Source organism: Vibrio sp. SCSIO 43140, from assembly GCF_023716585.1.
Taxonomy (GTDB): domain Bacteria; phylum Pseudomonadota; class Gammaproteobacteria; order Enterobacterales; family Vibrionaceae; genus Vibrio; species Vibrio maritimus_B.
This window is the reverse complement of the sequence record NZ_CP071851.1, coordinates 874,954-894,963: the sequence shown is the minus strand read 5'-3', so window position 1 is coordinate 894,963 and position 20,010 is coordinate 874,954. Positions and strand designations below refer to the sequence as shown.

Genomic DNA, 20,010 nt, shown 5'->3' with positions numbered 1-20,010 from the left:
TTTTTTCTAGTGGGTCGACTTTTCTAACATACGTTTGCGGTAAGCCGATGGAGAACAGCCGACCTGCTTGGTAAATCGATGGGTGAAGTTGAACGGGTCTCGATAGCCCAGTCGCTCTGCAATCATAGATACCGACCAATCATTATTCTCAAGTAGGTCGCAGGCTTTTTCCATTCTTAGGTTAATTAACCTCGCCCTCGGAGAGACACCGTAAAGCTGCTTACATATTCGAGCTAATTGCTCTTCGCTCAAAAACGCCTTATGCGCCATCGACTTAACGCTCCAAGGCAAGTGCAATTGACTTTCTATTTGCGCAAACAGGGCTTGTACCCTCACTGTTGAGTCTGTGGTTTGCGATTCATAGCCCGTTATCAATCGACATACTTCACTCACCAATAGTTTTCGATAACTCGAACGACCACCAATCTCCGCATACAACAAGGTCATTAACGCCCACATTCGCTCACAGCCGTTGAACGGCAGCACCTTTTGCCCCAAATCAGCAAACATCTGCCAACGCGGGCGATTCTTTGGTAGAAACCAAATCATGCGCCAATGACGATACTGAGGGTTTATTTCGAAACGAAACGCGCTGTTTGCTGGCAACACAACCACAGTGTAGGGCTCTATCGCCGTTACCTCTGTTTCTGTTATCAAAATACCGCCACCTTCTATGGTGAACAATATCGTGTGGACATCGACGCCCCCACGTTCAACATGATAGCTGTCAATGAGATTCGCCATACCTGACATAAAGATGTCTTCCGACGAAAACTCAGGCACATCGCTTGCCGATAGAAAGCGCTCTTCACACAGCTCAGATAAATGCACCTCATCCACCCATTCATTTTTGCTGCTAAATTGCTCAATGACGGATTTGCACAGGTTTTGTCTATTTTTGAACATGGTTTCGTAATACCGTTTTTCTTATATTAGCGACGTTAATACCCCCACACTCTTCACGCGATTATTCAATCTCTAACTTACTGAATTAGGAGGCAGCTATGACAACTCAACACCATCTTAAGTCATCTAACGGTGTGGCTCAAAGTCAACTTTTATCCGCTGTCGTCAAGTTGGGGTTCCCAGTTGCTATTCAAAGTGCATTAGTCGCAATTTTAGCGTTAGCGGATGTGCTTATGGTCAGTGACTTTGGTAAGGAAGCCACTGCAGCGGTGGGTATCGCCTCTAAATGGCACTTCGTAGCAATTATGATCATGGCTGGCATGGCATCAGCGAATGGCGTTTTGGTTGCTCAGTATTGGGGGCGCTCAGACAAGCGTAGTGCAAAAACCATCACCAAACTATCAATGATTTTTGGTGCGAAACTGCTTGTTCCTGTGACGTTTGTCATCACTGTTTTTTCCAGCTACATCATGATGCTGCAAACGACAGACACGAGTGTTATTGAGCTTGGTGCGACCTACCTGTGGTATGCGTTCCCAGTATTGATCTTGACTCACGTTGTTATCGTTGCAGAATCCGCAATGCGCTCTTCAGGTGACGCCGTCACACCATTGGTATTAGGTGCGGTGACGATTGTTATCAACATCGCACTGAACTTCTGGCTAATCAAAGGTGGTTGGGGTGTGCCAGCAATGGGGGTCGCAGGTGCAGCACTTGCCACCACCATTTCTCGCTTACTGCAGGTGTTGTTTATCTGGGGCTACTTAAAAGTACGTAATCACTGGTTGATGAGAGAGCAAGTACTGGATGACGCTACCCGTTTATGGGCATCTTACAAATCGCTTGCGATTCCAACAACATTGAATGCGGTATTATGGGCGATGGGTACCTTGATGTACCAAGTTATTTTTGGCCATATGGGGACGACGGAGCTTGCTGTCTTTAGCATGATGGGTCCATTTGAATCGCTCTGTTACTCTCTGTTCTTTGGGATCTCTGTTGCCTGCTCGATATTATTGGGTCAGTCACTGGGCAGAGACGAGTTTGAACAGGCGTTCAACATGTCAAAAACTTTTATTAAGGCGGTACTAGTGTTTGGTTTGTTGACAGGAGCGGGCCTACTCATGGGTCGAGAAACCATATTGTCGTGGTTGAACTTGACGACTCCAGAACTTCACCCACTCGCCTCACCCGCAATGGTTATTTTGTGTTGTGCGATTTGGTTGCGCATGCTCAATCTAATCATCATTAATGGCATTCTAAGAGCGGGTGGTGACAACAAGTTCTGTCTAAGAATGGACTTTATCGCGATGTGGTGTGTCGGGCTACCGCTTACTGCATCAGCTGCTTTCATTTTCGGATTGGAATTTAAACTGGTTTACACCTGTATGTTGGTAGAAGAAGTCGTGAAGTTTTCACTCTGTTTCCATCGCTACCTCAAGCGTTACTGGATGAACAACCTCACGTTAGCAACAGCTTAACGTTCTTCTCCCTAGTGAGACGATAAAAAACGCCAAAACATAGCATATGTTTTGGCGTTTCTTGTTACTACAATTCACTAAACATGATTGAGGTGTTCGATGATTCGTTTGTTCACCCTTTCATAGCATTCATACTGCAATGCGTGCCCTGCGTTTTCAAATACGCTATATGAAGTATTGTCACCAAGTAATTGGACAACACGCTCTAGATCCGACAGGGGTATAACTTTATCCTCCGTTCCCCAAAGCACTAGTTTTGGAACCGAAAGCGTACCCACGTCTAGAAAATCTTCACTTGGATCTTTTGCAATTAGATGACGACCGGTGCTGATGATGGCACGGCGAAAGCCTTTGTATATCATCTGTTCACTAAACTTACCTGACCAAAACGGAAACTGGTCAGGTGCGACGAGATCGTTAGTCTGATTTGCTGGAAGTTTAGGTATGAACAAGGTATAGCCTAACCATTTTCCAATGATTGGCAGGGTTAGCGGTCCGATATCAATGGCTTGATTAAATGGTGCTAAGTAGCCAACACTCAAAATTCTCTTTGGATACTGCTTAACAAATGCGGAGGTTATTGCCCCACCCATAGAGAGTCCAATAATATGAAATGGTTTGTTAGGTACGAGCAACTCGGTCAATTCTCGAATTTGCTCGACAAAAAGCGTTTTATCATAGTTGACCTTCGGTCGAGATGAATAACCCCGACCAAAAAGGTCAAACGTCAGTACACGATATCCCGCATTCGCTATTTCGGTGCGGTTGTTATCCCACATATAAGACGGAGCTGAGAACCCGTGCACAAGCACGACTAAAGGCGCGTCAGGATCGCCCTCTACTTGGTAGTGAACCTTTCCTAACTTCAGTTCGACAAATCGACCAGGAGCTTCTGCACGATGAACATCATCCAGTACATATTTCTCCTTACTGATAAGGATTGGCAAAACTAACAAGCAACATAGGGTTACTAGGAAAGCAACAGCAAACATAACGTATCTCAGTTGTTCAAAAGGAACGTTATTTTATGAGGCTATATTTGATTTTCTAGCAACCACTCCAAGGTAACTATGCTGTGCAGACATACTAGATTAGAGCTCCCATAAAAATAGCCGCCACGTAGGGTGACGACTCTATATTGGACCTAACAATCAGAGATAGTTGCTCATTTCATGCAGCAACTTTTCTCGTCTAACTGGCTTAGGAACGTAAGCATCCATTCCCGCATCAAAACATTTTTGAATGTCATCATCGACCACACTCGCTGTCAGAGCAATAATCGGCGTCGGACTCATACCTTGCTGTTTTTCATACTCTCGAATATCTTGAGTCGCTTCAAAACCGTCTTTTACCGGCATCATACAATCCATCAAAATCACGTCGTAGTTAACGTTGCTCTGGTATAGCTCCAACGCTTCTTGACCATTACCTGCAATATCGTATTCAAATCCAGCCTTCGCTAAATGCAGTGAGGCCACTTTTTGATTCACCAAGTTATCCTCGACTAACAGAATTCGCGACCCATTACTCTCTGTAGCACTTGGTTTATTTGAATCGCCGCTCGCCTCTACAACGGTTTCTTTCGGAACGACAATTTCTTGAATATCTGGCGTTTGCTCTAGAACGCCACCTGACAGTTCTTGTTGCTTCATTTCAATAGCAGAGACGATTTTCTCTTTGAGGATTTCAGCCTTAAATGGCTTAGGCACATAATCGTCCATCCCGCTGTCGAAACATTTTTGAATATCGTCATCAACCACACTGGCTGTCAACGCAATGATAGGTGTGCGTGCAATCCTCAACTTGGTTTCAAGCTGTCTAATTTTTTCAGTCGCCTCGAATCCATCCATCACTGGCATCATGCAATCCATCAAGACAAACGTATAATTTTGATTTTTCTCATACAGTTCAACCGCTTCCTGCCCATGGTTAGCAACATCGAACTCACAACCAATCTTCTTCAAATGCAGCGTGGCAACTTTCTGGTTTACCAGATTATCTTCAACGAGTAGTACTCGAATTCGATTATCTATCTCTTTGCTTCCCACAGAGGCATAGACCGCGCCTTGCGCCAATGACTTACAGCAAGCCTCTAGAGATTTCAGTAGTCGATTACCGAGCAAAGGATAGGTAATCAGCGCGCAGATGTTTCGACCAAAGTCTTTATTAGCACTATCAAATTGCCTGATAAGGCAAATAGCGGTACCTTGCCCATTAATCTCTGCAAAACGTTTACTGTCCTCTTCTGAGTCCACACCACCGCCATCAACATAGATGAGCAATGTCTTTGTATTTGCATCAGTGAGGCTCAACTCATTTAAAGATTGAGAGACACGATCTACGGTCAATCCATAGAACTGCAAATCTCGTTTGATTCGCTCTTCGTAGACACTCGAGTTGCACACCATCACCAACTCGTCGTAAATGAGAGGATTTCTGTGTTGATAGTCATGCTCATCGATAGCCAAAGACAGTGTAAAGTAGAAGCGGCTACCTACACCTTTGACTGAATCAAGCTGGATCTTACCGCCCATCAATTCAATTAATTGCGTACTGATTGCCAGACCTAAGCCGGTGCCACCAAACTGCCTTGTAGTGGAGTCATCTTCTTGAGCAAATGCTTCAAAGATTTTTGACTGTCTCGCCTTGTCGATACCTATACCAGAATCCTTAACCTCAAACAGTAAGTTCGCCATATTCTCAGACTCGCCCTGGTACTGAACACCAATGGTTACGGTACCTTCTTCAGTGAACTTTACTGCATTGGACATGAAGTTCATCAAGACTTGGCGCATTCGGTGATCGTCTGCCAAGACCCTGAAAGGAACTTTTGAGTCAATATCAACGTTGAGTTCTATCCCCTTCTCTTTCACTTTAGGCGCCACGATAGACGCAATGTCATAAATGGTTTCACGAATAGACGTTGAATGTGGGTTGATCTGTAGCATGCCAGATTCAATTTTAGAAAAATCCAGAATGTCATTAATCAAGCTGAGCAGGAGATGTGAAGACGTTTCTATCGTGTCGACATAATCTTTTTGGGTCGCGGTAAGATCGGTATCCGATAGCACTTCTGATATACCAATGACACCGTTTAGCGGTGTTCGAATCTCATGCGACATGTTAGCCAAGAAACTACTCTTCGCTTTACTTGCTTGAATCGCGTTTTCCTTAGCTTGCTCGGCATCTTCCTTCGCCACAAGAAGTCGCTTCTCTCCCTCTATACGCTCATGCGTCAAGCGCTCTACCTCTTTAGCAAATCGGCTTAATTCATCTTTACCGCCAATTTTACTCGTTAATGAGATAGCCTGACTGTCATCTTCTTGCTCTAAAAATTTGAGCACCAACCCAAGGTTTCTCGTGACACGAAGAGCTAGATTCACACCAATGACAATCAACATTACGGTGAGTAGAGATACTACCGTCAAGAATCCCATTCGCTGCTGTTCAAAGCCGGCGACTAGAGTGCGGATTTCCTGACGTAGTTGTTCTTCAATAGACAGTGAAACGCCTTGAATCAGATTAGAGCGAAGATTTAATGCATCAATGCCCGCTTTAATCTCAGCACTACTTAGAGATGCGACACCTTCGCTACTAAGCAATACGTTTCTGAACATACTGCTCTCTTCGAAAGCAGGATTTGAAAATGAATCAAGCAGTAGGTTCACCTGCATAGGGTCGGCGTTAATGGCGACAAAACGCTCAACGAATAACTGTTGGTTTTGGACCAGATTGGCGATCTCTTGCTTACTTAGCTCGTCTGTCGCTTCACCAGATTGATAACTTTGAATCAAAGCGCTCGTTTGCCAAATTTCTTCATCGGCCCAAAAAACCAACCACTCGAGCTGCGAAAGTGCCACCATATGACCATCCACGACTGGCAGAACAGCTTTCGCAGGCGACTTTTCAATAATCATTAATATCTGTTTATAGGTATCCACCTGCCATTCAACGAGTTCTTGTTTTTCAACATAGTCTGCCGCTTCAGCAACGGACACCACACTCTCTTGATAGTCGTCCAACAACCCTGAAAGCCTAACCGCTTCATCTGATGGAAATATCTCAGCGCCCAATACTTTCAACGACTCTAGTGAGCTTGTGATATCGGCCATATCCGATGTTGGTCGTGCGTCATTTGCTTTGGATTGGACATCAGAAAGCACCTCTGAGTACCTAACCAAGCGCTCTACTTTCTCTAGATCAGCAAGTTGGTTATTGAGAGACGTGATTTGGCGAGATGCGAGGAATACAATTAATGCTAGTGGTAGTAAAACCAGCAACAACATTTTGTGTTTTACTGACAAGTTGTTCCATAACTCGAGTTTGTTCATTCCGTTGCCCGATATCCATTACGACAAAAGTTTAGATATAGTAAGTCTAGGAAAACTATTGGTTTAGTCGAACTTATTGAGTGAATAATTTATAAATGAGTAGAACAAATAGAGATAGGTCTCACTTCCACCACTTAACTGACTGATCTTGCTCAGGATCAACATAGCGATTGAAGAAGGTAAGCAGAGTATCCAACAACGGAAGGTGCTCGTATACACAAGTTGCTGACTGTATATTTGCGGAGTTATCAACGAGTGCTCTAACAATGGGCATTTGCTCTATCAATAATAGGTACTCTTTATTATTGATATCTAATATAGAATCTATTCCATCAAGTGCAGTTATTGCGATCTCATAAGGTTTAGAGATGAGTTCTTCAATCGGTTTCGTAAACACATTGTTCATTTGCCCTTCTAAGAATACCCTATATATGGTTAATTGATCGATGAGGACAAATAGTTGCCCTGAGAGGCAATTATGGGGATATGGGACAAGAATGTGGTCTTGAGTCTCGTAAGACAGATTAATAGTCAGTCCCACTTCACCACAACAGTATTTGAGGTGTTTCAGAAGCCCTTGCTCATCAAGCAGCTTTTGAATGGTAAAGACTCGCTTCAAATGGTAATCACTCGAGAGCAAAGTGACAGTCAACGGTTTATTATTGCTAGCCAAGCCACTATCTATAAGCTTTTCCGCTAAGTTCCGAATGTTCTCTACCGTGTTTGTCGACTCATCTTCAATGATTAGCGCACCAATTGATTCTTGTTTCACTAATGGAACCAACTCGAGAAAGCGTCGATGCATTGCCTCCGCTTCAGACAGCGATTGCCCGTTGGTTACACCACCACAAAACGCGACTATGGTATTAGAAAGATCCTGTGTCATTGCCCTGTCGACCAGAGCTTGAACGCGAGATTCACCCTCTGGCGTCACAGCATCGTTGTTCAGGCGCTTACCTAATACCACGATGAGATGTTCGAAATCCCTTTCGTCCACATTGTTTCCTTATGCGATTTCCCAAGAGTGCGTCATCTTCACACCCTCACCCAGCATCAAGCAAACTGAGCAGTATTTTTCGAGCGAGTCCTTAGTAACCTTAGCAACCAATGCCTCATCCAAGTTATTGCCTGAAACAACAAAATGGATGTTAACTTCAGTAAAGATTCGAGGTGCTGTTTCACGTCTTTCCGTTGTTAATTTGGCTGTGCAATCAGTGACATCTTGATTCGCAGATTTGAGACCATCAACAACATCAACAGAGCTACAACCACCAGCAGCCATTAGTACCATTTCCATAGGACTTGGCGCTGTCTCGCCCCCATTGCCATCCATAACAATAGAATGACCCGACTGAGATTGACCTAAAAACTTGAATCCTTCGATCCATTTCACTTCCGCTTGCATATAAACCTCTAAGTGGCAGATGAGAATATTGATAAGGATAGTAACCCGACAAGTAGCGAATTTGAAATTTTTAGCGCGTTTGTTGTGTCTTATTAGGAAATTAGACCATCAAGTCTCAGGAGTAACTATGACCAACCTAGCCAAACTCATATTGTCGTTACTGATCGCCGTTCCCGTCATATTCGGGTTGACCAGCCAATCTGGAATGGCTGACGACAACAAAACGCAACCAGCACAACCTCAAGAGGCAACGCTCGCAGGAGGGTGTTTCTGGTGTACTGAGTCTAACCTCGAGCAGTTGAAAGGCGTCGTAGACGTGGTATCAGGTTATGCAGGTGGACAACTCGAAGAGCCAACCTACAGACAAGTGGCAAGTGGACAAACGGCTCACATTGAAGTGATCCACGTAACCTTTGATGCGGCTGTTGTCAGTTACGAGGAAGTGCTTGATCACTTCTTCAGACACATCGACCCCACTGACGACAAAGGTTCATTCGTTGACAGGGGACCACAGTACAGACCGGCAGTCTTTTACCATAATGATGAGCAAAAGCAGGTGGCCGAAACGTTTATGGCTGAAATAGACAAATTAGGCGTCTTCAAAAAGCCGCTGGCAACAGAGCTTATAAAGTACGACACCTTCTGGCCTGCAGAGGATTACCATCAAGATTATTACAAAAAGAGCAGCTTGAAGTACAAGTACTACAGATACAACTCAGGCCGAGACCAGTACTTGGATGATATATTCGGAGATGACCGCAAGGACAACCCTGTCACACTCCGTCAGATGATTGACCGTCAAGCGAACACCAAAAGCTACACGCGACCAACGGACAAAGAAATAAAAGCGACGCTCACTGAGCTCCAGTTCTATGTGACACAAGAAGATGGTACTGAGAGACCGTTCGACAACAAATATTGGGATAACAAACAAGATGGTATTTATGTCGATGTCGTCACTGGGGAGCCGCTGTTTTCATCAACAGATAAATACAAATCGGGAACCGGGTGGCCGAGCTTCACTAAGCCTATCGATGAACATTACATAGTCACCACAACGGACTACAAACTGATTTATCCACGTACCGAAGTAAGAAGCCGATTTGGTGATTCACACCTCGGTCACGTGTTTAAAGATGGTCCTGAGCCAACGGGCCTGCGCTACTGTATGAACTCTGCCGCGATGCGATTCGTCCCTAAAAATCTTCTCGCGCAGCAAGGCTACGAAGAGTTCCTACCTTTGTTCGACAAGTAAGTTCGGCAACACGTACCTATGCTGCAAGCGTGGCGCTGGCAAAAAAACTTGAACGCACGCGACACCTAACGATCCTTCCGGGTGTCGCGTTTTCTTTTGCAGCGCCAATGTATTCATTCTCAGTTAACCCGTTAGCACAGTATCTTCTGGGTATTTCAGTAAGGTGGGTTTTGGACGAGCTAACATATAAGCCAAAGTTAGTGGCCCTATGCGTCCAATGACCATGACGACGATCATAATCCACTTACCGTGGTTATTCAGATCAGCGGTCAGTCCCGAAGTTAAGCCCACGGTGGCAAACGCAGAAATGGTTTCAAACACCACTCTATCGAATGCGGCATTTTGCGTAATCATAAGAAGAAACATCGCAAGCGTCAGTATTGCACCACTTACAACAATGATGGCCAAAGAACGTGTCACCGTCTGCCAACTCACAGTGCGGTTGAACATCTCTACATATTGCTTTTGTCTTAAGAACGCCCAAGTGGCGTAAAATGCAACGGCAAAGGTCGACACCTTTATACCCCCACCAGTCGATGTGGAACCGGCGCCAATTAACATCAGAATGATCATCACTAGCAGCGCTGGCTGCCCAAATTTTTCTAGATCGACGCTGTTGAAGCCCGCAGTTCTCGCACTTGCAGATTGAAAGAATGCAGACAGCCATTGACCATCTAGTGTCAAAGCGCCTAACGTTTCTGCATTGCTTCGCTCAAGTAAAAAGAACATTAAAGTTCCGCTAAACAGCAATATCGGTGTCGCAGTTAACATGACCTTTGTGTGTAGTCCCAAGCGGGCGAAACCTTTATGTCCATTCTGTGCAACATCACTAACTACGGTAAAACCCAAACCACCGAAAATAAACAGGCTCGATAAAACAAGTAGTACAACCGGGTCCGAAGCGAAACTCATCATGCTGTCTGAAAATAGCGAAAAGCCTGCATTATTAAACGCTGAAATAGAATGGAAAACGGCGTAGAACAACCCTTGGTTCCAACCCATCTCAGGTACCCACCTAAACGCAAGAATCGCTACGCCGACTGCTTCTGCAACCAATGCAAGGATAATGATTTTCTTAACCAAGCCTTTTATGTTTACTTTTCTATCCTGACCCAGCGCTTCTTGCGCTAAAGCCTGCTGTTTCAAGCTCAATCGAACGCCAAACATATACAGCAAGACCGCTGATAGGGTCATTTGGCCCAGCCCGCCAATCTGCATCAAAAGCATGAGCAGGATTTTGCCGGACAAGGTAAAGTGCTGGCCTGTGTCCACAACTCCCAAACCAGTCACACTAATCGCAGAGGTCGCTGTAAAAAAAGCATCAGTAAAACTGAGTCCAGTCACCGAAAAGACCGGGAATGTGAGCAACAAAGCAGACGGGATCAATACGCCAAGAAAACTGGCAACGATTAAATAAGGCTCTGATGGCATTGGGAGTCGGCTGTTTCGTTTCAGAGGATACAGCGCTCCTCGTTGAAAGCGTCGGCTCATGATTCTCTTATCTTCTGGTAAAGCTCTTTCTCGGGTCCGGCAACAATGATCATGTCGCCCATTTCTAATACTTGATCACATGAAGGGCTTGGGTCGATATCTGGTCCTCGTTTAAACCCAAGAACTTTTATGGTATCCGAGCGACACAGATTCACCTCGCCCAACGTCTGCCCCATTAACTTACTGCCGATGACAATCTCTGTAAGCGCCATACCACTGCCAAGTTCGTTGAACGCAAACACTCGATTGTCCAGCATTCTCTGAGCGACACGAACGCCCATATCACGTTCAGGCATAATGATCTTATCGGCACCTATTTTCTGGAGAATCTTAAACTGGAACTTATCGTTCGCCTTGACCCAGACTTTTTTAACCTTGGCTTCTTTCAAAACAAGCGTTGTGAGAATACTGGCATTGACGTCATTACCAATGGATACCATCACCATGTCATATTCATTTAATCGTAACTCTGACACCGTATCTTCAATGGTGCAATTCGCGATAATGGCTTGAGCTACATAACCAGACACTTCTTTCACTCGATCTTCGTTAATGTCTATAGCGAGAACCTGGGCTCCTGCCTCGGAAAGCTCCCTGCAAATCGTCATCCCAAATCGGCCTAAACCAATCACTGCGTATTGCTTTGTCACTGCTTTCATACCTGCACCTAATGCGTGTTTTGTTGGAGCGATTTAATGCTTATCATCGCGCTCTTTACTATTAAATATGGTATGGAAATGTAATCTTGCCCAAAAATTCAGTAATATCTGATAATTACATAATCTCATTTGAGTTCTAAACTTTAACAGTAGAGATAAAACCGCTCAACAAAAGGTGCTCTTCAACTATGAATAGTTCGATGGATTTACTCCAAAACTATATTCAATCTTTCGGTTATGACTGGCTAAGCAATGTGCTACTCATTACTACCGGTAGTTTTTTCCTGTGGGTGATCTGGAAAGTGATCTATGGGCGTCTTGAAGCACTAGCAGATCGTACCCAATTGGCTTGGGACGACCTGGTAATTAAAGCCGTCAAGGCGCCAATCAGTATGCTCATTTGGGTCTGGCCCGCCACTGTTTCGATTGGGTTGGTACTCGCCACTCACTCCGACGACGATGTTGTTTGGTTAGGTAAGATCGATTTAATTTTAGTTATCTCTACGTTTATCTGGATATCCCTTCGCCTGATTTCCAATGTTGAAGCTCACGTGCTTGACCAAAAAAAGCGAGATGAGACAACCGTTCAGGCCATAGCGAAAGTTGGTCGCCTGTTTTTTGTCACCATCGGCATTCTTACCATCATGCAGGCGCTTGGATTAAGCCTCTCGGGTCTACTGACTTTTGGTGGTGTCGGTGGTTTGATTGTTGGTTTGGCGGCAAAAGACCTGCTCTCCAACTTCTTTGGCGGAATGATGATCTACTTCGATAGACCTTTTAAGGTCGGTGATTGGATTCGCTCTCCTGATCGCTCTATTGAAGGTACCGTTGAGCGAATTGGCTGGCGCATGACCATTATTCGAACTTTCGATAAGCGCCCGCTATATGTGCCAAACTCCGTGTTTAGTAACATCGTGGTAGAAAACCCATCACGTATGTTAAACCGCAGAATTTACGAAACCATCGGACTACGCTACGACGACGGAGATAAAATAGATGGGATTGTTGATGAAGTGAAAGCGATGTTGGAGCAACACAAGGATATCGACGCCACTCAGACACTGATGGTGAACTTCGATGCATTCGGTCCATCTTCCCTTAATTTCTTTGTTTATACCTTTACCAAAACCGTCAACTGGGCGCGCTATCATGAAGTGAAGCAAGATGTACTACTTAAGATAATGGCGATTATTAAAAAGCATGGTGCTGATATCGCTTATCCAACGCAAACCCTGAAAGTGGACCCGATTGCGATGGCACGTGATGCTGAGCAGCCGGTTGGGATTGTGGAGCGGTAATGTGGCGTGTTGAGATCGCTTGTACTGATGGTCACATAGGTAACACTTTAAACCGGCCACATAGGTAACACCCTATGTTGGCCGAATTACTTTTCCAACAACTTCATCGACAATCCCTAGTCTCATTTCTCCAAATCGAAGCAACCAACATCGATTGTCGATATATTCCAAACTGACGTACTCGCCTAATAGTCTTCTAGTGACATAAATGGCTTGCCCGTTAAGTTTAATATAGCCGCCACATTTCACCTTTCTGACTTCATGTTCGCTAGGATATTCCAGCGGTGGTAATTGATTGGGGAATGGTCGAGGAGACTTTCTATAAACATCTGCAGGACACTTCCCTAACCCAAGAGATTGATGAGGACGCTCTTTATTGTATTGCAATTTGAAGCGATTAAGAGCCCGTTGCTGAGCCGATAAATTGCCCTTCGGTGGTTTGGCTACCTCAGCCTTCAAGGTTCTATGCATCCTTTCATGCCGGCCATTCTGTTGTGGGCACCCCGCCTTAATTCTCTCAGGATAGATACCAAGACGAACTAGCCAGATTGATAGCGGAGTAAGCCCTCCTAAGGTTACACAGGCAAATGGCCAGCCATTGTCCGTTCGAATCATTCTAGGTAAGCCATACTCCCGAAAAGCCGCTTCATAAGCACTTTGTACAGCGGGCAGTTTGGTGTTGTAGAGTCCTTTACACACCAGGAGCATACGACTGCAATTGTCAGTGAGAGTGAGTGGGTAACACCACCTATCGTTCCCCATTTTAAACTGACCTTTAAAGTCGGCACTCCAAACATCATTTGGCTCCATCGCATGAGCAAGAGGCTGAGTTTGAGGTGGCGTCGTCAGTCTTCTTCTCTTGGGTTTGACAAGGTTGTGGCGCTTAAGGATTTCACCAATGGTACTTGGCGCAGGCCAATGCTGAGAAGGGTTAGAACGATAGAGGGCGGAGTGTATTTTGACAGGCCCCCAGTTTGGATAACGAACCTTTAAATCAAGTATCCGTTTCACAACCCAGTCCGGCGTTTGATTGGAATGGGTATGTCTCGCTCGACTCAAGTCAGCTAAACCAGTCATTCCTTGCTCGCGGAAACGGTTGATCCATTTGTAGCCTGTTTTACGAGCTATGCCATAACGCTGGCACAGCTCGCTAATAGAAAATCGATGGCTAAGCCAATCTTCAATGAAAAGTTCTCTTTGGCTCATGATACAAGTCTCTTCCCATGGCATAAGCTTCTCCTCTTCGAAGCTTACACATTAGCACTTGTTACCCATGTGCCCGGTTAGAACTGTTACCTATGAGCCCGGTCAATACCGCTTGGGGTAGATCCCTGTCTGCGCAGGGATGACGTGATAATTGGCATGTATGCCGCGAGAATTGGACGGCAGGTGTAGGACGCTAATTAAAGCAGGAAAGGGCTCCTATGAGCCCTTTTTGGTGTTTACTAGATTACGCCAAGTTCACGCAGACGCTCCATCAAGTAACTGTCCGCAGTGTACTTTTCTGATAGAACAACTTCTGGATTTGGGTGCAGAAACAAAGGTAGAGAAATGCGAGATGTCTCTTGCTTTGCTCCGGTTGGATTGATGACTCGGTGAGTCGTTGACGGGAAATATCCGCCGCTGGCTTCTTGTAGCATGTCGCCGATATTGATGATTAAGTTGCCAAAGTCACAAGGTACATCTAGCCATTCACCTTCTTTGCTCAAAACTTGCAATCCAGGTTCGTTAGCCGCCGGTAACACTGTCAGTAGGTTGATGTCTTCATGAGCTGCCGCACGAATAGCACCAGGTTCCTCCTCACCGGTCATTGGAGGGTAATGAAGTACACGGAGGAGCGTCTTTTCGCTACCGTTGATCATTTCCGATAAAGCAATGGAAAATTTCTCTTGAACCTCTGCTGGCGCATGAGCTTCAACCCAGCCTAACAACTCCTGAGCAAAGCTATTCGCTTTATCGTAGTAATCCAGAATTTGCTCTTTCAACTCCGGAGGAATCTGTCCCCATGGGTAGACATGAAAGTACTCTTTAATGTCCTTCACGTTATGACCTTTCGCTACTTCCGATACGCTCGGTGGAAAGTAACCGTCTTGAGTCTCAACATTAAATTGATAGGCATCTTTATCTTGTGACATAAAGAACTGATACCAGTTCTCATAAATCGATTCGACGAGTTCTTGAGGGATTGGGTGATTTTTAAGAACACCAAAGCCTGTTTCGCGTAACGAAGTGACAAATTGCTCGGCTGCATCGGGTGCCTGATAATCAACAGTTTCTAATTTCATGACTTTACTTTCTTGTCGTTATGATTTGGTGCAGATGTTAGAAAAAAGTTGGCGGTTTTTCAAAGAAACTGATGTAGAGCTTTGTAATAAAGTCACTCTTTTGTGCACTTGATCGCCAATTAAACATATTTAGTAATTGAACAGTGTTTTATTATTCTTATACTATGCTTTATCACACATTCTTTGGCTGAATGCTAACTATGAATTATCCAACTTCGCGACGTTACTGCCCTATACTCACTTTCCTCACTGGCTTTTACTGTCTGGTGTTTGCCTTTTCTGCGATCGCCCCAAGCTCACGAGCAGTATGGTTGGCCGAGATTATTCCCGCCGTCGGTATACTTGTACTTATTTGGGCGGTCTCTCGTAAGTTTCAGTTCTCAAAGACTGCATACATACTCATGTTCATTTGGCTCTGTTTACACACCATTGGCGCAAAATACACCTTCGCCGAAGTGCCGTTCGATTGGTTCAATCAGATCATTGGTTCAGAGAGAAATAATTTTGATAGAGTCGCCCACTTCTCTATAGGTTTATACGCCTTCCCAATTGCAGAGTACGTTTACCGCAAACAGGTGATGAACAAACTCCCGGCGATGATGTTTGCTCTGTTTGCAATTATGAGTTTAGCGGCAGCTTATGAGATCATTGAATGGTGGTACGCCGCCCTTGCGGGCGGCGATGAAGGGATTGCGTTTTTAGGGTCTCAAGGCGATATCTGGGATGCGCAAAAAGACATGCTATGCGACACTTTGGGTGCCGTAACCGCTTTGATTCTATTTGGGCTAAAGACCCCTAGTAAGGATTAACATGTTGTTTTAGCCAATTGAGATACGGTCGATAGCCCGCCTCAATTGGCAATGCCACTATTTGAGGCACCTCATAGTCGTGATTGGCAATAATGGTTCGCTCAAGTCTTGAGTAGGCTTCATTGGTCGATTTGATGATAAGCATGACCTCTTCGTCATGGCAGATTTTTCCATCCCAGACGTAATGACTTCCAATGTTTTGAGTTTGGATACATGCGGCGAGTCTTGATTCCAGCAGGATTTCTATCAATTTGTTGGCTTGCTCGTCTGTTGCTACGGTCGTCAATACTGTGATTGCGTTTGATTTCATCGAACCCTTTCCTTTTGATGCCCTATTTCATCCGAACCTTGCCACCTATCATCTTGATAGCTGGCGCTCCCTTTATCAGGGTGTCTCTACCAAATACACTCTCGCAATCAGGACACACACCCAGCGCACTGGTGTAGTCTTCCGTTATACGCTCTTTAAAACACTTAACAAGCGCCCCTTTTCCACCTTTGCGATAGCGATACAACTTACATCCACACTTAGCACAAAAGATATTAACGGCTTTAGAGGGTGCCTTTTTATTTGGTTTTGCCATGATTACTCAGAGACCTCTAAGTTATCAGGCTTGACCCATACTTTACTAAAATCAAACCAACCTAGCGCGTTGCATTTCGCGTTTTGCAAGCTACCGCAATGATCTTTACTGATACCTAGCCAGCAATGGAATAGAGGTATCACCTGATAACCCTGCACCAGTTGCTTGCCAATCTCTTGTGCAGGAAACTTAACGTGAGCTTGGCTGCGCCATGCTGTGACTAAATCAGACCAGGCACTAAAGTCATCGCCCCTCGCCATTTTCTCAATATCGCTGTAATCCAACAACCATCCTGCTAAGGCATCTTCTCGGTTACTGGCTATTCCCATAGGTCGAATCCAGATATCCACCTCTTCGTGACTTGGGGACTCTACTCCATATCGAATAAACTTGGCTCGAATCCCATCTTGTTTTAACAGCGTATCAATCGCCTGTGATATCTCTGGGAACGTCGGGTGCTCTGAGTAATAAGCAATACGGATCTCTCTATCCAACTCATGCTCTGCTTTGTTTTCCGCCGGCTCATCAGAGGATAGTGGCTGATGATACCAGCCAGGTTTGATGCCATGGGCAGGCACTATCCCTAATTCTTTAATCGTCGTCTCCTTTAACATCCGGAAAATATCGAGTGAGTTAAGTCTTCTGGATAAGTAACGAGCCCAAGCATCATGCTGGGCGATTCCCGAAACGCGGTTTAGAAGCAGGTAGGTACAACCCGGATCAAGGTCGATACCATCTTGAATATCGGAGCGCGCGCCCGCAATAGGGTCTGCAAGACTTGGGAAAACCAATGAGGAATGAACTTCATCGACTACCCACACCTCAACGGTATCAAGCAGTGGTCGATAGCCAAAATAGCCATCGAATGCTGTCAAAATCAGTCGTTTATCATTGTTGGTGGTGACACTATAGGGACCCGTGCCAATTGGATAACGATCAAAGTCTTCGCCACGCATAGATTCTGGAGGCAAAACTTTAGCTGCGTTCTCCGCAAACAGTTGAGGTGCACGGTGATCAGGCTGGGCGAAATAAACATCAATCACCCATGGAGATGGCGTGTCGACTTTCTCTAGATGACGAAATAAGTTTTTAGTTTTGAGTGATTCGATACTAGAAACAACATGCTCAAGTTTTAGTAGTTCACCATTGTGAAAGCGAACACCCGGCCGGATATAAAAGCGCCATTGAGTATCACTGACTTGTTGCCAGTGATGGGCAAGATCTGGCTGTAGTTCGTCATTTTCATCGAACTTGGTCAGCCCACTAAATACTTGGCGTGCAATGTGAATTTCGGAGCGACGCATTGGCTTTGCCGGATTTAGCATCGAAAGAGGACGATAGTAAGGGAGACGAATCACCTGTTTACCATCAGATTGAGACACGCCTAAATAGCTTTGGATAACACTTGAAAGTCTATTGGCATCTTTATCGAGCACATTTAGCGCATGACCGATACGCCCCTCTTCAAGGTAACGTCTTGCTAAAGTCTCGCTTACATCGTTACGATTTTGCTTGAAGATGAGCTTCGAAAGCTTACCGCGACCCGCAGCTGGGTGCCATTCTATCCATCCCTCTTCTTCCAGTTTATTCAATACAATTCGAGCGTTACGGCGGGTACAAAACAAAATTCCGGTCACATCATCGAGTTGCGTGTCAGCATCTTGACCAGAGAAGTGTTCAAATAATATTTCGAATTGCTTTCGAAGACGAGGGCTGCTCATAAAGAGGAAAATCCATTATTGCTGTTGGAATTTAGTTTCCTCTTTATCGGCAAAATTAGCAAGTTACAAGCGCAATATCTCGATCCCGCACTCAGAAGCAATGGACTCTATTTGTTCGGCTGTATCTAGCTTTACTGACCATTTACATTCCGCTCCATTTGCCGACAACACGCAAGCTGGCAATATCAGCTGAAGAGCATCCACTTGAGCTTGAAGCGTGACTTGACCTTGCGTTAAACGAACGACAATCTCGTGAGGCGTCGCAATCACTTTACCTTGGGAAAAATCAACGATCATTACTTTGCCTTCTTTTGCTTTTTCACAGCAATAGTCAATCGACTAGTGCAAACAAGTCGCTGCTTTTCATCCGTAATGTCAATCTGCCAAACCTGCGTCGACACCCCTAGGTGCACGGGGCGAGCCGTGCCGATCACATGACCAGAGCGCATCGCTCGAATATGGTTTGCGTTGATATCGAGTCCAACGCAGTAGTGGTTTTCATCCACACAGTAGTTTGCTGCTAGCGAACCAAGAGTCTCCGCTAACACGACTGAAGCCCCGCCATGCAACATCCCAAGTGGCTGATGGGTAAAGCTGCACACAGGCATCGTTGCGGATAAGGTGTCGTCGGTAAAATCGGTGTATTCGATTTGAAGATGCTCCATCAGCGTGTTCTTAGAAGTGCGATTAAGCGACTCTAATGACATATTCTTCTTCCAAATACTCATCGATAAATCCTATACTTAAGTGATTGAATGATAAGAATGATGCCTGTAGTTTTTGCGAATGGCAAACATCTCACTAAAGGACAAGGGAGTCTCTACAATGAAACGTTGGACAAAGGTGTGTTGCGCCGCTGCGGTTACCGCGGCTTTAGCGGCTTGTTCGTCGTCTCCAACTGGACGTGGCCAAATTATTTTGTTCTCTGATGCACAAATGAGTCAACTCGGCGCGCAATCGTTTGAACAGATGAAACAAGAGCAAAAAGTTAGCACCAATAAACGTATTAATGAGTACGTTCAGTGCGTTGCAAAAGCGATAACCGACCACGTGCCACCTCAGCCAGAGTTTGCAGAATGGGAAGTGGTAGTATTCGATTCAGAACAAGTGAACGCCTTTGCTTTGCCCGGCGGAAAAATCGGTGTTTACACTGGGCTACTTGATGTTGCCGTTAATCAAGATCAACTAGCGACAGTCATCGGTCATGAGGTTGCTCACGTGCTCGCCGATCACAGTAACGAACGCCTGTCACAAGCACAGTTAGCTAATACAGGGCTGCAAGTTACCAGCGTAGCTTTAGGGGGCTCTCAATATAAAGACGTGACCATGGCCGCACTAGGGGTAGGTGTTCAATATGGTGTTATCCTGCCCTACGGGAGAACGCAAGAATCAGAAGCAGACATTGTTGGTTTAGAACTGATGGCGAAAAGTGGATTCGATCCTTATCAAAGTGTTGAGCTCTGGAAAAACATGGCTAAAGCCTCAGGTGGAAACCAGCCACCAGAACTACTCTCTACCCACCCGTCACACGACACTCGCATCAACGATTTAAAGGCTAAAGCAGACCAATTGCCTGCCTACGATATTAACCACCCTACGTGCAAGAAAGCCTAGACTTCCATCTACTTCATATAAGTATGCATCTCAAATCATAAGGGCAGCCAAAAGCTGCCCTTATCTCCTTATCCCTGTTTGTGACAACGCATAATATGCGAGTTGTAGCATTTTTGACCTTTTTCTCTTTGATTTTACGTATTCTTTACATATATTTAACAACAGGTCTGA

The 20,010-nt window shown here is 45.0% G+C and carries 18 protein-coding genes and 1 pseudogene; 5 read left to right on the top strand and 14 right to left on the bottom strand.

Features of this window, described 5'->3' with window-relative positions; all coding sequences use genetic code 11:
* Positions 1–6 precede the first annotated feature (6 nt).
* A complete protein-coding gene (locus J4N45_RS22500; protein WP_252017144.1) occupies positions 7–906 on the bottom strand; it encodes a helix-turn-helix transcriptional regulator in 900 nt (299 codons plus the stop codon).
* A gap of 98 nt (positions 907–1,004) precedes the next feature.
* Between J4N45_RS22500 and J4N45_RS22495 the strand changes: the two genes are divergently transcribed.
* Positions 1,005–2,387 carry an MATE family efflux transporter gene (locus J4N45_RS22495; protein WP_252017143.1) on the top strand — a complete coding sequence of 461 codons (1,383 nt, stop codon included), beginning with the start codon at positions 1,005–1,007 and terminating at the stop codon, positions 2,385–2,387.
* A 77-nt stretch (positions 2,388–2,464) separates the two neighbouring features.
* Here J4N45_RS22495 and J4N45_RS22490 read toward each other — a convergent pair whose 3' ends face one another.
* The 4 genes from J4N45_RS22490 to J4N45_RS22475 all read right to left on the bottom strand — a co-directional run bounded on the left by J4N45_RS22490 (position 2,465) and on the right by J4N45_RS22475 (position 8,123).
* Entirely contained in the window at positions 2,465–3,379 is a 915-nt protein-coding gene (locus tag J4N45_RS22490; protein ID WP_252017142.1) for an alpha/beta fold hydrolase, read from the bottom strand.
* A gap of 159 nt (positions 3,380–3,538) precedes the next feature.
* Positions 3,539–6,718, bottom strand: coding sequence for a response regulator (locus J4N45_RS22485; protein ID WP_252017141.1), 3,180 nt, complete (start codon positions 6,716–6,718; stop codon positions 3,539–3,541).
* Positions 6,719–6,839: 121 nt separating this feature from the next.
* On the bottom strand, positions 6,840–7,715 hold the full coding sequence (locus J4N45_RS22480) for a YdcF family protein (RefSeq protein WP_252017140.1): 876 nt from the start codon (positions 7,713–7,715) through the stop codon (positions 6,840–6,842).
* Positions 7,716–7,724: 9 nt separating this feature from the next.
* The gene (locus tag J4N45_RS22475) at positions 7,725–8,123 is read right to left on the bottom strand and encodes an OsmC family protein (RefSeq protein ID WP_252017139.1); all 399 of its coding nucleotides are present in this window, start codon (positions 8,121–8,123) and stop codon (positions 7,725–7,727) included.
* A 127-nt stretch (positions 8,124–8,250) separates the two neighbouring features.
* Here J4N45_RS22475 and msrB point away from each other — a divergent pair, with 127 nt between their 5' ends.
* Positions 8,251–9,378: a peptide-methionine (R)-S-oxide reductase MsrB gene (gene msrB / locus J4N45_RS22470; protein WP_252017138.1), complete on the top strand. Its 1,128-nt coding sequence runs from the start codon at positions 8,251–8,253 to the stop codon at positions 9,376–9,378.
* 123 nt (positions 9,379–9,501) lie between these two features.
* On the opposite strand, the pseudogene J4N45_RS22465 reads toward msrB, so the two are convergent.
* Together J4N45_RS22465 and J4N45_RS22460 are read right to left on the bottom strand one after the other, a co-directional pair.
* Positions 9,502–10,806: pseudogene (locus tag J4N45_RS22465) on the bottom strand (TrkH family potassium uptake protein); the annotation flags it as partial.
* A 59-nt stretch (positions 10,807–10,865) separates the two neighbouring features.
* Positions 10,866–11,528 carry a potassium channel family protein gene (locus J4N45_RS22460; RefSeq protein ID WP_252017136.1) on the bottom strand — a complete coding sequence of 221 codons (663 nt, stop codon included), beginning with the start codon at positions 11,526–11,528 and terminating at the stop codon, positions 10,866–10,868.
* A gap of 188 nt (positions 11,529–11,716) precedes the next feature.
* Between J4N45_RS22460 and J4N45_RS22455 the strand changes: the two genes are divergently transcribed.
* Positions 11,717–12,826, top strand: coding sequence for a mechanosensitive ion channel family protein (locus J4N45_RS22455; RefSeq protein WP_252017135.1), 1,110 nt, complete (start codon positions 11,717–11,719; stop codon positions 12,824–12,826).
* A 72-nt stretch (positions 12,827–12,898) separates the two neighbouring features.
* Here J4N45_RS22455 and J4N45_RS22450 read toward each other — a convergent pair whose 3' ends face one another.
* Entirely contained in the window at positions 12,899–14,056 is a 1,158-nt protein-coding gene (locus tag J4N45_RS22450) for an integrase core domain-containing protein (protein WP_252017134.1), read from the bottom strand.
* Between the two features lie 215 nt (positions 14,057–14,271).
* Entirely contained in the window at positions 14,272–15,111 is an 840-nt protein-coding gene (locus tag J4N45_RS22445; RefSeq protein WP_252017132.1) for an isopenicillin N synthase family dioxygenase, read from the bottom strand.
* Positions 15,112–15,311: 200 nt separating this feature from the next.
* Here J4N45_RS22445 and J4N45_RS22440 point away from each other — a divergent pair, with 200 nt between their 5' ends.
* The gene (locus J4N45_RS22440) at positions 15,312–15,920 is read left to right on the top strand and encodes a DUF2238 domain-containing protein (protein ID WP_252017130.1); all 609 of its coding nucleotides are present in this window, start codon (positions 15,312–15,314) and stop codon (positions 15,918–15,920) included.
* On the opposite strand, the gene cutA is transcribed toward J4N45_RS22440, so the two are convergent.
* The 5 genes from cutA to J4N45_RS22415 form a co-directional block, all read right to left on the bottom strand.
* Complete coding sequence (gene cutA, locus J4N45_RS22435) at positions 15,907–16,230, bottom strand: divalent-cation tolerance protein CutA (RefSeq protein WP_252017128.1); 324 nt, start codon at positions 16,228–16,230, stop codon at positions 15,907–15,909. The two genes, J4N45_RS22440 and cutA, sit on opposite strands and share 14 nt — an antisense overlap.
* Positions 16,231–16,252: 22 nt before the next feature.
* Complete coding sequence (locus J4N45_RS22430; RefSeq protein WP_252017127.1) at positions 16,253–16,504, bottom strand: hypothetical protein; 252 nt, start codon at positions 16,502–16,504, stop codon at positions 16,253–16,255.
* 2 nt (positions 16,505–16,506) lie between these two features.
* The gene (locus J4N45_RS22425; protein WP_252017125.1) at positions 16,507–18,225 is read right to left on the bottom strand and encodes an SgrR family transcriptional regulator; all 1,719 of its coding nucleotides are present in this window, start codon (positions 18,223–18,225) and stop codon (positions 16,507–16,509) included.
* Positions 18,226–18,288: 63 nt separating this feature from the next.
* Complete coding sequence (locus J4N45_RS22420; RefSeq protein WP_252017123.1) at positions 18,289–18,522, bottom strand: DUF3389 domain-containing protein; 234 nt, start codon at positions 18,520–18,522, stop codon at positions 18,289–18,291.
* On the bottom strand, positions 18,522–18,953 hold the full coding sequence (locus J4N45_RS22415; RefSeq protein ID WP_252017121.1) for a hotdog fold thioesterase: 432 nt from the start codon (positions 18,951–18,953) through the stop codon (positions 18,522–18,524). Before J4N45_RS22415 ends, J4N45_RS22420 begins: the two co-directional genes overlap by 1 nt.
* A gap of 97 nt (positions 18,954–19,050) precedes the next feature.
* Between J4N45_RS22415 and J4N45_RS22410 the strand changes: the two genes are divergently transcribed.
* Positions 19,051–19,839, top strand: coding sequence for a M48 family metallopeptidase (locus tag J4N45_RS22410; protein WP_234496853.1), 789 nt, complete (start codon positions 19,051–19,053; stop codon positions 19,837–19,839).
* Positions 19,840–20,010: the final 171 nt, after the last annotated feature.